Raw genomic sequence first — 14839 nt, 5'->3', positions numbered from 1 at the left:
TAGGATAAATTATTTACTCTTGGTAAAGGATTTTTGTTTTGGCCACGTTAGATACCCGCACTGTCGATGCACCTCACACTATTAACGCGAAAAATACGCCCAGCGAAGATGATCCTTTTCAGATGATTAGCCCTGATGTGTCTGCGAGTCATATTCGGGCCGCTTCACACCTGTATGGTATTTTCAGTCCAAGAGTGGAAACGGCTCGGGTGTTAGAGCTGGGATGCGGCACCGGAGGTAACTTACTGTCTTTTGCTGCGGCCTATCCGCAGGGCAGTGCGATTGGTGTCGATCTTGATGACGCCGCTGTTTCTTCTGGAAATCAGTTGGTTCAGTCATTAGGCCTGACGAATGTGCAGTTCGCTACCGCCAGCCTTGATGAGTTACTCAGCAGTGAATTGGGTATGTTTGATTATGTGATCATTCATGGCCCTTTCAGTGCAGTAAATGAGGGTATTCGCAGCGCGTTGTTGGAGTGGGCAAAACGTCATTTGAGTGAGCGTGGCGTTATCGCAATGGCATGGAACGCCTATCCAGGATGGAAAGCGGCGGAAGTGCTGCGCGATGCCTTTCAGCTTCATGGTAGTCAGGCGCAAAGTCAGGACGAAAAAGTGGCGAGCGCCCGAGCGATGTTAACGTATTTATCCCTCGGCAGCGCAGATCGGAATCCACTCAAGGGGGTACTGCATCCCTTAATCGAGCAGGCGGAAACACAGACTGACCTGATGCTCTCTCTTTGCTATTTGGAGGGAATCAATGAACCGTGCTATCTGGTTGACTTTCATGCGATGGCCGCTCAGAACGGTTTAACTTTTGTTGGTGATGTCCTGCCACAGCGAGAATTAGCTGAACATTATGGCGGCGAAGTAGCAAAATTAACCGACACGGTTTCTCCTGGGCACAACAAGATACTGCGGCAACAATATCTCGATTTTGCCGTGGGGCGTAGCGAGCGTTTCAGCCTGCTAGTGCCAGACAGTCGGGCGAATGAGATTCTTCCTGAGCCAGCGTTGAGCCGCTTAAAGGATTTTCATTGGGGCGGCAACTTTGAGCGTGTGGTTACGGATACGGGGACAGTGACTAACACTTACCTTTCAGGACAAGGGGTGACGATCGGCGTTAACCACGATCTGACGTTGCACCTGATGGACGTGATATGTGATGCCTGGCCGCATAGCGTCAGCTTCGAACAACTGGTGTTTAATACGCGTGCTCCTGAACGGCAAGGTGAGGACGAACAGCACCGACAGGATGTATTGGCTGCGTTGAAAATCCTGTATACCCGGGGTATTTCTGAGCTGAACTATAGTCTTCAAGAGTCTCGCTATAATCTTTGTCCTGCATCGACAGTGAGATTGTTACCGGAGTTAGCGACCTTATGGCACAAACGGAACGGTGCAGCCCAAGCTATTACCGGTTTCAATTTTTGGCATGAAAAGATAAAAATAGCCGTAGAACCCTTAGAAATAGCGTATTTACAGCTCCTGTTAGAGCAGAAAGACGTGCCGCTGCACGCCGAGTGCTATCAGTTCCTGGAGCGGTTACGTAGGGCAGGTGCTCTGTGGGGAAATCCAAATGCATGGCAACACTATTTTCAGCAATTGCTCCAGGTTTTCTCATCTACCAGTGAGCGTTACCTGGGCTCACTGATTATTTATGCCAGTGAAACCAGCGTGGGTGGATATAAGAAAACGTCGCGTCATCAAGGCAAAAGCAAGCGTAGCAAGGATGCAATGGCAGCACCGACGCCAGACAAAAAGATCTATCAACGTATTATCGATTTTATCGACAATAATGACTTTTCTGAAGCGCGTCAGGCCGCCCAAACGTTGGTGGGCAAAATGCCTGACAACATTCATTATCAGCATTTGCTAGCGCAAACGTATCTAAAGACCAACGCTTTTGATGAATCATTAGCCGCTTTGATGAAAACGCTTTCGCTGCATGCGACCAGTTGGTCAGTGTACCTTGATGCAGCGCATGTCTTTTGGCACACCGATAAAAACTACTATGCCGGGCGTTTGGCAAGGAAAATTTTACGTTGCGATCCGAGCAATGTCGCAACCTGGAATTTGCTGGGGGCGTTATATAAAGAGAGCAATAACCCAATTCAGGCTGAAGCCTGTCTGCGTAAAGCGGAACAGTATTCTCACGACGATGCCAATATTCTGAGTAACTTAGCCAGTCTGCTGAGTAATCAAGGGCGCATGGCGGAGGCCGTTGAGTGCTTTCGCCGTATGCGTACCCTTGCTCCTGATAATTACATTTTGCATAGCAACTACTTGTTTAGTCTGTCTCACGATGTGCAAATTTCTTCAGAGGCATTGTTCGCCGAACACTGTGAGTTCGGTGATATGGTTGAGAAGCGAGCGCAACAGTATCAACGTAACTTTTCGTATTCAGGGCTTCGTGATCCTGAGCGTAAATTGCGTATTGGATTTGTTTCAGGCGATCTCTGCCGACACCCTGTCAGTAATTTTTTGAGTCCTTTCTGGGAATCGCTCAATACCGATCTTTATTCCATCCATGCCTTTGCAACGTCGCATCAATACGACGATATGTCCCGTAAATTGCAAAAGGCGACGCAAGGGTGGCATGCCGTTTATGACAAGAGCGATGTGGAACTGGCTGCGTTGATTAACCAGGAACAAATCGATATTTTATTCGACCTCTCAGGCCATACGGGGCATAACCGCTTGCCGATGTTTGCGTTTAAACCCGCGCCGATTCAGATCAGTTGGATTGGTTATCCGGGCACCACCGGCATGCGGGCGATGGATTATTTCCTTATCTTGAATTTGCAACCGCTTCCTGAGAGTTTTGATCGACAGTTTACCGAAAAGACACTCTATGTGCGCAGTACTCAACAGTTCAAACCGACCGATAATAGTCCTGATGTGAATGAGTTACCGGCGATTAAACGTGGCCAGTTCACTTTTGGCAGTATGAACCGCATGCAGAAATTGAATGACTATATATTTGAGGCCTGGGCGGCAGTATTGAAAGCGGTACCCAATAGCAGAATTATCATTGGTGCGTTAGCTGGGCAGAAAAATATTGATATTATCCGTGCCAAGCTTGAAGCGTTGGGAGTGGAACCCAAACAGTTACTTTTCCTTGAAAAAATGGGAATGCACGAATATCTGGCTGCGCACCATGAAATCGATCTGCTTCTGGATACCTATCCCTACACTGGTGGAACAACCACTAACCATGCGCTGTGGATGGGCGTACCGACCTTGACGATCTCAGGGGAAACCCTTCCAACACAACAAGGCGTTGCGGCTTTGCAATGGCTGGGGTTGAATGGTTTTGTTGCCACCTCAAAAGCGGATTATGTCACCAAGGCTGTCGCATGGTCTACCCGCCTTGATGAACTTAACCAATACCGACAAGAAATGCGTTCCAAATTTGAACGACCCAAGCCTGACGGCATTACGCCAGCAACCCATTTTGAGGAAATGTTGCGTGCAGTGTGGCAAGACTATTGCGAAAATACGCCAGCTCAAAGCCGTACGTTTGGTTATTGATGTTGTCTAAACATTTTCAGTCGGCACATTAGGCAGCCTACAGTGCTGCCTTGCTGATACACAACTGTGTGGGCCTGAACGTGGTATTCACGTTGTACCGGTAGCCTTTGGCTTGGCATGTACAACGGTAGTTCTATATGATTAGGTAAAATGAATACCTCGCGTGTGGTTGCACCCGTAATATTACCGAGAACCGATGATGAAAGATATTTACGTTACCAGCCCGCTTCTTCCGCCATTAACCGAGTTCATTCCTTATCTTGAACAGATATGGGACAACAAATGGTTGACTAATAACGGCCCGTTCCACCAGCAACTTGAAAAACAACTTGCTGAATATTTGGGCGTTGACTACCTGAGCCTGTTCTCCAATGGCACTCTGGCGTTGCTCACGGCCATGCAGGCTTTGCGTATTTCAGGTGAGGTGATCACCACACCTTATTCCTTTGTTGCTACGTCGCACTCGCTTTTGTGGAATGGTTTAAAACCGGTATTTGTAGATATCGATCCTGTCACATGCAATCTGGATCCGGAAAAGATTGAACGTGCCATTACGCCAGAAACGTCGGCTATCCTGCCAGTACACTGCTATGGAATACCTGCAAACGTTGAGCGTATTCAGGAGATTGCGGATACCTATGGGTTAAAAGTGATCTATGATGCTGCGCATGCATTCGGTGTGAAGCAAAATGGGGCCAGTATTTTAAACCATGGTGATCTGTCTATCCTGAGTTTTCATGCTACCAAAGTATTCAATACCATTGAGGGTGGGGCAATCATTTGCCCTGACGCGAAAACTAAAAAGCGCATTGATTATCTGAAAAATTTTGGTTTCGCTGACGAAGTGACCGTGATGGCCCCAGGTATCAACGGCAAGATGAACGAAGTGCAAGCGGCATTTGGTGTGTTGCAACTCTCTCATATTGATCAGGCACTGGCAAACAGGCGGGTAATTTACCAACGTTATCATAACGCGCTGAAAAATATACCCGGACTCAGATTGGCTCAGGTTCCTCAGGATATTGATTGGAACCAGGCTTACTGCCCTGTCTTTATTGATGAAAACTTCCCTTGCACCCGCGATGAACTTTATTCTTTATTGAAAGAGGAGGGGATTTTCGCGCGCCGCTATTTTTACCCTTTAATCAGTTCATTCCCAATGTATCGTGGGCTTGATAGTGCTAAAGATGATAATTTGCCTATCGCTCGTTCTGTTGCTGATGCTGTGCTGTGTCTGCCGATTCATGCCGAGTTACAGCTTGAAGAGCAAGATCGGGTGATTTCAGTCATTTTGCAGCAGGCTAGCACGCCTCGTGCAGTTTAAGAAAAAAGATAGGGAGGACAGCACGATGAAACTGGGTATTTATGGCGCAGGCGGTTTGGGGCGTGAAGTGTTGGTTCTGGCTCAGATTATCGAGGAGAATCAGAAACGCTGGAGTGATATTTATTTTATCGATGATGTGAATCCAGGGCGCGAGCTTAAGGGCGTCCCTGTGTTGGATTTCGATACTGCAAAAAAAATTGAGAATATCGAAATTGTCATTGCAGTTGGTGAACCGAGAATTAGAGTGTTGTTGGCTGAAAAAGTAAAATCTGCTGAGTTAACCTTGGCAACATTAATTCACCCTGATATCCGTCTTACGGCATGTACGAGTATCGGGAACGGTGTTGTTTTATGTAAAAATGCATTTCTTTCCTGTGATGTAATATTAGGTGACAATGTTTTTCTCCAACCAACATCTAGCCTGGGACATGATGTGGTCGTGGGTGAAAATAGTATTATCTCTACGTTTGTTACGTTGGGCGGAAATTGCCAAATTGGTAGTGGTACCTTTATTGGAATGAGTGCCTCTGTTAAAGAAGGTACAATTATTGGTGATAATACAATTATTTCCATGGGGTCTATCGTAATGAAAAACATCGAAAATGATGTGATCGCGTTGGGAAATCCTGCTCGAGTGATGCGAAGAAATGAAGGCAATGGCGTGTTTCACTGATAGTTGACTTTATGTTGAATTACCCTTACCAAGGAGACATTTTGAATATGCTGTCTAAGATAACAGAGACAAGTCCGATAGAGATGTATGAAGATATCGAAACAATCAAAAAAAATGGATATCCTGTCGTCTTGATTGGCACATCTCAATATGCATCCATTGCGCACAAGTTTTTGAAAGATAATGGTGTGCAAGTCGATATCGTGTCAGTGAACAAAAAATACCTTGACAAGGAAGTGTTTTTTCTTGGGAAAAAAGTGCTTCCGCTCGAGGATGTTGCTGCCAATGAGGGGTTATATAATTATATTGTTGGTTTCCAACCTCACAATGATGATTACGTTAGATTAATTTCATCGAATTCTGCGGTGGTATTTTTTTATGATATTTTGAATTTAAATCATGAAAACGTTTCTTATGACTTTATCAAAGAGAATGAAAATAAATTACAATGGTTTTTTGACAAGCTTGAGGATGATGTTTCAAGAGACGCATTAATTGCTTTTATAAACCAGCGGATCAGTTGCAAAACAGAGTATTTCAATAGGGTTTTCTTTGAAAATATTTATTTTTTAGATTCGATAATTAATTTCTCAGAGAATGAAGTGTTTGTGGATTGCGGCGCTTATACTGGGGATACGATATTATCCTTTTTAGCTAATTACCGGGAAAAAGGATTTATCAATCCACGTAAAATCTATGGGCTGGAACCGGATAGTAGTAATTTTAAACAACTTGTCAGTACTGTGAGTCAGTTTGATTTTTGTCAAGTTGTTAATTCTGGCGCGTGGAGTGTAAATACAAAACTCAGTTTTCGACAAGGTATAGGTGAATTATCAAGAGTTGATTTGGATAATAAATCCGACGTTATCGATGTTGTCTCTATTGATTCTCTGCTAAAGGGCGATGAAGCAACATTTATCAAGATGGATATTGAAGGCGCTGAGTTGGCTGCATTACAAGGCGCAGCGAAAACAATTCGTGATTACAAACCTAAATTGGCGATTAGTTTATACCATAAGCCTGAAGATCTTATTGAAATACCGAGCTATTTAAATGAGTTAAATCCAGATTACAAATTTTATTTAAGATGCCATCAACGTTATTTTTCCGTCGATATGGTACTCTATGCTATTGTGTGATTTTATTGTTATCTTATAGAGGTGATTGGAATGAGTAATTTAGAAAAATACAACAACGTTTTTATTGAGGTTTTTGAAATTACAGAGGATATGCTGCCAGATTATAAATATCAGGATACTCCTTCTTGGGACTCCGTCGGGCATATGACCATGATCGCGTCATTGGAAGAAGCTTTTGATATCATGATGGATACTGAAGATATTATTGATTTCTCTTCCTATGCCAAGGGTAAAGAAATTTTAACAAAATATGACGTGGAGCTATAAGGAGTCATTCATGTTGCTGCCTGGAAAGAATGCGGTGATCACCGGATGCTTGCAGGGCATAGGACGTGCCACGTTAGAAGCATTTGCCCGTGAAGGGGCAAATGTATACGCCTGCTGTCAAAATGAAGATGCTGATTTTGATAAGTATACTATTGATTTGTCTGAGAAATATGGCGTGAGTATTATTCCCGTCTATTTTGATTTTCTGGATGAAACAGCGATAAAACATGGGGTTAGCGTTATCCTGAAAGACAAAAAAAACATTGATGTATTAGTCAATGTTGCTGGTGTCACGCTAGATGCCCTTTTCCATATGGTCACGATGGAACAAATGAAAAAAACATTTTCAATTAATTTTTTTTCGCAAATGTTTTTTACCCAATACATTACAAAAATGATGTTGCGACAGAAAAAGGGAAGTGTCATCAACGTTGCCAGTATTTCTGCTTTGGATGGCAACCCTGGACAGCTTTCTTATGCGGCGTCTAAAGCAGCGCTTATTGCAGCAACTAAAACACTTTCTGCTGAGCTGGCCCCCAAGGGCATTCGTGTTAATGCAGTGGCACCTGGAGTGATACAAACTGCAATGACCGCGAACTTGCCGCAGGAAGTGCTACGTCGTCAGATGGCACGTTGCGAGTTGAAGCGTCTTGGTTTACCCGAAGAGGTTGCCAATGCGATTCTTTATTTGGCGTCTGACGCATCCAGCTATATTACAGGGCAGGTGGTGCGTATTGACGGCGGTATCGGTTAAACATAAGGATCTCCTATGTTATTGCAAGGAAAGAATGTGCTGATTACTGGAACTCGGCGCGGGATGGGGCGTTCAATGGTTGCTGCTTTTGCTGCCAACGGGGCAAACATTTACGCCCATGCGCGGCAAGAAGACGCCACGTGGCTGGCCGAGTTGCAGGCTGTTGCAAAAGAACATCAGGTTGAGATCTGGCCGCTTTGTTTTGATATGACGGATTACGCAGCCATGAAACTGGCTATTAAGCGTATAATGGCGGATAAACGCCCTATTGATGCCGTTGTTAATAATGCAGGCATTACGGTGAATGCACTGTTTCAGATGACGAGCGACGAGGTGTTGAGAAAACAGTTTGAGGTCAATTTCTTTTCTGTTTTCCTGTTTACGCAATATATTGCCAAATTTATGACACGTCAGAAGCACGGTAGCATCATTAATATTTCCTCCACTGCTGGAGAAGATGGCAATCCGGGCAAATCAGCTTATGGCGCTTCCAAGGCCGCAGTAATTGCAATGACGAAATCCATTGCGGCTGAATTGGGTGAAATCGGCATCAGAGCTAACTGTATCGCACCGGGGATTACTGATACTGATATGCTGGATACCTTGCCGGCCCATATTCTGGAGGAAACTAAGAATACGGTGGATTTACGCCGGGCTGGATTACCGTCAGAAATTGCTGATACAGCCGTTTTCCTGGCGTCAGAGTTATCAAGTTATATTACCGGCCAAGTTATCCGTGTTGATGGAGGATTAAAATGAGCAGAAACATGCAATCACTGCTCGTGGCTGCACGTGATATTCGTAAAAATATATTACGGGTGGCATTTCACGCACCGAGTGATGGTGTACACATTTCACCAGCATTGTCACTTGTTGATATTTTGACGGCACTGTATGGCGCTAAGTTACGCTATGAGCCGCATGATATTACCAATGCTAATCGAGATACGTTTATCTTAAGCAAAGGGCATGGTGCATTAGGGCTGTACGCCGCACTGTGTGAGTTTGGTATTATTAGTCGTGAAACTCTCGACTCTTTCGAGATCAACGGCTCTCCTCTGCAAGTTCATCCGACACGATATCCGGAATTAGGTATTGATTTTTCCAGTGGCAGCCTGGCCCAGGGATTATCTTTTGGTATCGGCCTCACGCTCAGTCGTCGTTTGAAAAAACAGCCCTGGCAGACTTATATTCTGGTTGGTGATGGTGAATGTAACGAAGGTGCTATTTGGGAAGGTGCTTTCTTCGCAGCCCATCAGCGACTGGATTCTTTGACCGTGATTGTCGACTGCAATGGGCTGCAATCGGATGGCTTTACTCAGGACATTATAAATCTGAATCTTCCCGCTCTGTGGGCGGCGTGCGGCTGGGAAGTGGTTGAATGTGATGGCAACGATCTGAATGCACTGCTCGGTGCTTTAGATGCCCCCCATAATGGAAAACCGAAAGCGATTGTGGCACACACAGTTAAAGGAAAAGGCGTTTCCTTTATGGAAAACAATAAAGAATATCACCGGAATAGACTTTCAGAGCAGCAGTACCTTGCTGCGATGGCAGAGTTGGAGGGAGAAATATCGTGTTAGTCATTAAACCTACCTCTATTCGCTCATGGTCCATGCTCGGTTCTCGGGGTACTTTTGGCGTAACCTTGCTTGAATTGGCACAGCAACATGACAACCTCGTTGCTCTGTCCGCTGACTTGGGCAAGTCTTCCGGCTTGGATCGTTTTAATACAACATACCCAGAGCGTTTTTTTAACGCTGGCATCGCGGAACAAAACATGGTGGGTATGGCTGCGGGATTGGCCGCGGGGGGATATGTTCCTTTTGTTACGTCGTTTGCCAACTTCCTGACTATGCGCGCTGGGGAGCAGGTGCGTCATAATCTGGGATATATGAATGAGAATGTGAAGTTGGTTGGTCTAGCCTGCGGCCTGGCGACCGGCATGTTCGGCGCAACGCACCATGGCATTGAAGATATTGCCGCTATTCGCTCCATTTCGAATATTACTATTCTTTCCCCTGCTGATTGTACCGAAACCGTTAAAATGACCGAAGCCGCACTCAATCATAATGGCCCGGTTTATTTGCGTCTTACCGGTAATATGCGCGCCCCCACCGTTTATAAAGATGATTATGAATTGACGATTGGGCAGGCTATCAGCCTACGCGAAGGGGCAGATATCAGTATTGTGGCCACGGGTACCATGGTGCACTTCGCGTTGAAAGCGGCGGAACTGTTGGCCGCTCGCGGGATTGACGCCACGGTTATCGATATGCACACCATTAAGCCATTGGACACAGAGATGCTCGATCGCCAAATGGGCAAGAAGCTGATTGTGACAGTGGAAGAACATAGTGTTATCGGCGGATTGGGCAGTGCGGTTGCTGAACATTTAGCCGCGAAGCGACAACGACCGCCGCAGATGATATTGGGAATACCTCAAGGGTATCCAGACGCGGGTGATTACGCTTATCTGCTGGCCCAATGTGGATTGACCGCAGAGGGTATCGCTGAGTCTATTCAAAAATATAATGGATGAGTATCGCTGTGTTTCTTGACCTGTGTAAGTGCAATCCGGCTGCGATAGCTGCAATCGATGAACAAGGATGCCAACTGAGTTACGGAGAGTTATGTTCTCAAGGAACCCTGTTGGCTAACTGTCTTCCTGCGAGGTCGTTGGTGTTTTCTTTTTGCGAAAATACCTTGGGGTCGCTGATTGGCTATGTGAGTTTTTTGACGCATGACATCGTCCCCTTGATGCTGGATAAAGATCTCGATCCTGCACTGTGTGATCAACTTATCGCGACCTATCGCCCGGGTTATCTGTGGCGGCCATTCGGCGAGAATGGACCCTGTCATGATGCGCTTTTTACCGTGGCAAACTATGAACTGGTGTCCACGGGGCTCGATGGTTACCCGATGCATGAGAGCCTGGCGCTGCTGATGTCTACGTCGGGCTCAACGGGGAGTCCGCGTCTGGTGCGGCAAAGCCGCCTTAATTTGCTGAGTAATGCGACCAGTATTGCAGACTATCTGGCGATCGACAGCGGTGAACGTCCGGTGTTGAATTTGCCCATGAACTACGTATACGGGCTGTCGATCATCAACAGCCATTTACTGCGCGGCGCTACGATATTGCTGACAACCCGTGGCATCATGCAAAGAGAGTTTTGGGCTTTTATCAAGGACTATGAAGCCAGTTCGATCGCCGGAGTGCCTTATACCTATGAAATGCTAAAAAAACTGCGCTTCATGACGATGAAACTTCCGTCACTCAAAACTTTGACTCAGGCGGGAGGTAAGCTTCACCCCGATTTACATCTCGAATTTGCCCGCTATGCGCAGGAGAGCGGCAGAGCGTTTATTGTGATGTACGGGGCGGCAGAGGCAACGTCGCGCATGGGCTATTTACCCGCCGATAAGGCGCTGGAAAAGTGCGGCAGTATGGGCAAACCGATTCCGGGCGGGCGCTTTAGTATCATTGATGAAGAAGGCAATACGATCGAGGGCAGCGATCGTGTAGGCGAATTGGTCTACTTTGGCGACAATGTAACGCTAGGCTATGCGCAATGCGGTGACGATTTGCAAAAAGGCGATGAAAGAAACGGCCGTTTGGTCACTGGCGATATGGTCCGCCGCGATGATGACGGTTATTACTATGTTGTCGGCCGTAAAAAACGCTTTTTGAAAATGTTTGGTAACCGTATTGGGCTCGATGAAGTGGAAGGCATAATCCGAGGGGCCTTCCCTGAACTTGAGTGTGCGTGCGGGGGAACGGATGATCGGCTGTATCTGTTTATCACAGATGATAAATCGAGTGAGGCAGTTAAACAGCTGGTTGTGCAAAAGACGCAGTTAAATCATGTCGCGATACGCGTGAAAGTGCTGACGGTCTTGCCAAAAAACAATGCCGGAAAGATCCTCTATAGCCAATTGGATGCACATTATGACGCCATTTGATGAGATCCTAACGCACCTGCCTTATTCATTGGCGCGCGATGAAAAACGGGCGCTGATGATGGAGCGCTTACGCGGGCTGACGTTACACCATTATGAGCACTGTGCCGCCTATCGCCGCATCCTCGACGCGCAGGGCACCGATATTGATTCCTTGAATGCGATTGAAGATATTCCGTTGTTGCCCGTTTCATTGTTTAAAAATATCGATTTACTGAGCGTTGAACCGGAGCAGGTGGTGAAAACCATGACATCTTCGGGGACCACCGGGCAGGCCGTATCAAAAATTTACTTAGACAAAGCAACGGCGACCGGCCAGCAAAAGACCTTGGTAAAAATCGTTAATGATTTCCTTGGCACTTCGCGTATGCCTTTACTGATTATCGATTCGCCCTCAGTCATGAAAGATCGCCGTCTGTTTTCTGCGCGCGGTGCCGGCATCTTGGGGTTCTCCATCTTCGGTGCAGACAAAACCTACGCCTTGAATGATGATATGACGCTCAATCTGGATGCGGTGCGCGCGTTTTTGGCGAAACACCAAGGGCGTTCCGTGTTGCTGTTTGGTTTCACGTTTATGGTCTGGCAGCATTTCTACAAATCGCTTTTGGCCTTGGACGAGAAACTGGATCTGTCTGCGGGCATATTGATTCATGGCGGCGGCTGGAAAAAACTGCAATCTGAAGCCGTGTCGCCTGCGGATTTTTCTGCTGCGCTGCATGGTGTATGCGGTATTCCACGCGTTCACGATTACTACGGAATGGTGGAACAAACGGGGTGTATCTATATGCAGTGTGAAGCAGGGCATCTGCATGCCAGTATCTTCTCCGATATTATCATCCGCGATCATCATGATTTTTCTGTATGCCAGCACGGGCAACCCGGCATCATCCAGGTGTTGTCCCTCCTTCCTGAATCCTATCCGGGCCATTCACTCTTGACGGAAGATCAAGGGGTGATTTTAGGTGAGGATGACTGCGTTTGTGGCAGGAAAGGAAAATACTTCAAGATCCTTGGACGCGTAAAAAATGCCGAATTGCGAGGATGCAGTGATACCTATGCCGCACAATTTTGACAATATATCCTTCCTGGTTGGCGACCGCAGTGTGCTTGAACAAATGGTCGAGCAGCGTGCATTGCCTCCGTTTGATGCTCTGGTCATCGATTTTCTTGATGCGCTGGCGAAGCGCCTGATGCGTCAACCATCAGCGAAACCTTTTCCTGATGTGATCAGTTTCGCATTTTGGTGTCGAAAAAGTTCTGTATTGCAGATGCGCCAGACTTATCCGGACCTGTCATCACGCCGAGGACGCGGCATTGCATTCCATATCGCACCGTCTAACGTTGCCGTTAACTTTGCCTATTCACTGGTCGTGGGGCTCCTGAGCGGCAATGCAAATATCGTCAGGGTGCCTTCGCGCGATTTCATGCAGGTCTCCATAATATGCGAGGCGCTCAGCGATACATTGCGTGAATGGCCGGCTATGGCGCCATTCCTGTGTCTGATTCGTTACGATCGCAACAAATCGATCAATGACACCCTGTCAGCCTACTGCCAGAGCCGACTCATTTGGGGCGGCGATGACACCATCGGCGCACTGCGGCAGTCCCCCCTTGGCGCGCGGGGGATAGATATCGCGTTTGCCAATCGATATTCGTTTGCCCTGATTGATGCGGCAAATTACCTGACAATGTCGGATAAACGTGCGATAGCCGATCGTTTTTATAATGATACCTTCCTGACCGATCAGAACGCGTGTACCTCACCCCGGCTGGTGGTGTGGCTCGGTGAGGATTCGGTGACAACGCGCGCGCGCGCTGCATTCTGGAGCGAATTTGAGCAATTATCGCAGGAGAAGTATCAGTTGCAGGAAGCGGTTGCCATCAAAAAGCTGGGGCAGTTCTGTGTACTGAGTGCCACCAAAGCAGGGGTAAAGAAGGCTTCTGACAGTAATAATCTGGTCTACCGGGTACAAATTGCTGCTCTTGATGACTCCACCATGGGGTTTACCGAGGTCGGCGGATACTTCCTTGAGTATCTGGCTCAGGATATTGCTGAAATTCTCCCGGTATGTGATGAGCGCTGCCAAACACTCTCCGTTCTCGGCGTGGAGAAAGAAAATATCGACGCGTTTTTACGCGATTATCGTCCTGCTGGCATTGATAGAGTGGTCGCTGTGGGTAAAACCATGGACTTCAATCTGCATTGGGATGGTTATGACCTGATTTACACCCTTTCGCGCACAGTATCTGTGTCACTTTGAATAACTGATTTTATGTTTTGAGATTTCTATGCAAATTACAACGGATGACGATTGTACGGGGTTCGATGAAACCCACCCTTGGGCAAAACAGTTTAAAATCATTTGCTACCAAGATGGTTTTCATAGTTCTATACCACATGGCTTCTTCCAGGACTGGTTAGGGGAAGAGTCGGATACTGGAACATTCTATATCAGTAAAGCGTCGGGTTTCGGGGTTGGGTCGATCGTAAAATATGACGCAGGTATTCAAAGCTTGCGCGTTGGACGTTTTGTCGCTGGCGGGCTGCGGCTTAAATTTTTACTGAACGGTCAACATGATATGACCACTATATCTACGTCAATGTTTTCCGTGTTTGGCGGTGGTTTGACCAATACATCTCCGCCACAGTATTCAGACTCCATCATAAAAAATGACGTTTGGATCGGTGACGAAGTCATGATGTTGGGCGGCGGAATCATTGAAAATGGCTGTGTGATTGGTGCAAGAGCGCTACTGCCCCCTAATTTCAGATCAGAGCCCTATGGCATTTATGCGGGTAGCCCGGCCAAACTGATCCGTTTTCGGTTTTCTGAAAAAATTCGTGAAGCATTGATTGATTTGGCCTGGTGGGACACCCCGGATCTGTTTGCCTGGTTACAGGAAACAAAAGATTTTTATCTTGCCGATCTCACTGCTGATGAAGGAAAAAGTTTGGCTATGCTCGCCAAATTAAAAGAAAAGCGAAATAGATGGATCCGTGACAGAGAGAAAAAATCAGCGTAATCGCGCTTCTGCTACGCGAATAGCCTTTTTCATGTATATGGTCTTCGAAGCCATCAAGCGTCATTGAGCATTGTTATAACGCGGTTGCTACGACAATCATGCATGAAAATGATGGCGTGTGATGGTGGGTAGATAAATCTATCGCCATCACATACCCCAAATAGCCCC

General features: G+C 46.6%; 13 protein-coding genes. All 13 read left to right on the top strand.

Annotation, left to right across the window (positions count from 1 at the left end; genetic code table 11):
• Nucleotides 1-38 precede the first annotated feature (38 nt).
• The 13 genes from J5067_RS07035 to J5067_RS06975 all read left to right on the top strand — a co-directional run bounded on the left by J5067_RS07035 (nucleotide 39) and on the right by J5067_RS06975 (nucleotide 14671).
• Nucleotides 39-3530, top strand: coding sequence for a methyltransferase regulatory domain-containing protein (locus tag J5067_RS07035; RefSeq protein ID WP_264650750.1), 3492 nt, complete (start codon nucleotides 39-41; stop codon nucleotides 3528-3530).
• A 196-nt stretch (nucleotides 3531-3726) separates the two neighbouring features.
• Nucleotides 3727-4854, top strand: a complete 1128-nt coding sequence (locus J5067_RS07030) for a DegT/DnrJ/EryC1/StrS aminotransferase family protein (protein ID WP_264650749.1) — start codon at nucleotides 3727-3729, stop codon at nucleotides 4852-4854.
• Between the two features lie 25 nt (nucleotides 4855-4879).
• The gene (locus tag J5067_RS07025) at nucleotides 4880-5527 is read left to right on the top strand and encodes an acetyltransferase (protein ID WP_264643125.1); all 648 of its coding nucleotides are present in this window, start codon (nucleotides 4880-4882) and stop codon (nucleotides 5525-5527) included.
• Between the two features lie 47 nt (nucleotides 5528-5574).
• Nucleotides 5575-6666 carry an FkbM family methyltransferase gene (locus J5067_RS07020; protein ID WP_264643754.1) on the top strand — a complete coding sequence of 364 codons (1092 nt, stop codon included), beginning with the start codon at nucleotides 5575-5577 and terminating at the stop codon, nucleotides 6664-6666.
• A 30-nt stretch (nucleotides 6667-6696) separates the two neighbouring features.
• Complete coding sequence (locus J5067_RS07015; RefSeq protein ID WP_264627957.1) at nucleotides 6697-6933, top strand: acyl carrier protein; 237 nt, start codon at nucleotides 6697-6699, stop codon at nucleotides 6931-6933.
• 10 nt (nucleotides 6934-6943) lie between these two features.
• A complete protein-coding gene (locus J5067_RS07010) occupies nucleotides 6944-7687 on the top strand; it encodes an SDR family NAD(P)-dependent oxidoreductase (protein ID WP_264643123.1) in 744 nt (247 codons plus the stop codon).
• A gap of 15 nt (nucleotides 7688-7702) precedes the next feature.
• The gene (locus J5067_RS07005; RefSeq protein ID WP_264628061.1) at nucleotides 7703-8446 is read left to right on the top strand and encodes an SDR family NAD(P)-dependent oxidoreductase; all 744 of its coding nucleotides are present in this window, start codon (nucleotides 7703-7705) and stop codon (nucleotides 8444-8446) included.
• Between the two features lie 8 nt (nucleotides 8447-8454).
• A complete protein-coding gene (locus tag J5067_RS07000) occupies nucleotides 8455-9270 on the top strand; it encodes a transketolase (RefSeq protein WP_319801661.1) in 816 nt (271 codons plus the stop codon).
• Nucleotides 9264-10229 (top strand): transketolase family protein, encoded by a 966-nt coding sequence (locus J5067_RS06995; RefSeq protein WP_264643121.1) that lies wholly within the window; start codon nucleotides 9264-9266, stop codon nucleotides 10227-10229. The genes J5067_RS07000 and J5067_RS06995 overlap by 7 nt, the downstream gene beginning before the upstream one ends.
• Nucleotides 10226-11650 carry an AMP-binding protein gene (locus J5067_RS06990; protein WP_264650748.1) on the top strand — a complete coding sequence of 475 codons (1425 nt, stop codon included), beginning with the start codon at nucleotides 10226-10228 and terminating at the stop codon, nucleotides 11648-11650. Before J5067_RS06995 ends, J5067_RS06990 begins: the two co-directional genes overlap by 4 nt.
• Entirely contained in the window at nucleotides 11637-12719 is a 1083-nt protein-coding gene (locus J5067_RS06985; RefSeq protein ID WP_264643119.1) for an acyl-protein synthetase, read from the top strand. The genes J5067_RS06990 and J5067_RS06985 overlap by 14 nt, the downstream gene beginning before the upstream one ends.
• The gene (locus J5067_RS06980; protein WP_264650747.1) at nucleotides 12703-13908 is read left to right on the top strand and encodes an acyl-CoA reductase; all 1206 of its coding nucleotides are present in this window, start codon (nucleotides 12703-12705) and stop codon (nucleotides 13906-13908) included. The genes J5067_RS06985 and J5067_RS06980 overlap by 17 nt, the downstream gene beginning before the upstream one ends.
• A gap of 28 nt (nucleotides 13909-13936) precedes the next feature.
• Nucleotides 13937-14671, top strand: a complete 735-nt coding sequence (locus tag J5067_RS06975; protein ID WP_264643117.1) for a hypothetical protein — start codon at nucleotides 13937-13939, stop codon at nucleotides 14669-14671.
• The last annotated feature ends 168 nt before the right edge of the window (nucleotides 14672-14839 follow it).

This window comes from Candidatus Symbiopectobacterium sp. NZEC151 (assembly GCF_025962655.1).
GTDB lineage: Bacteria > Pseudomonadota > Gammaproteobacteria > Enterobacterales > Enterobacteriaceae > Symbiopectobacterium.
Note: the sequence above shows the minus strand (reverse complement) of the source record. Positions and strands in the feature narration are given on the sequence as shown.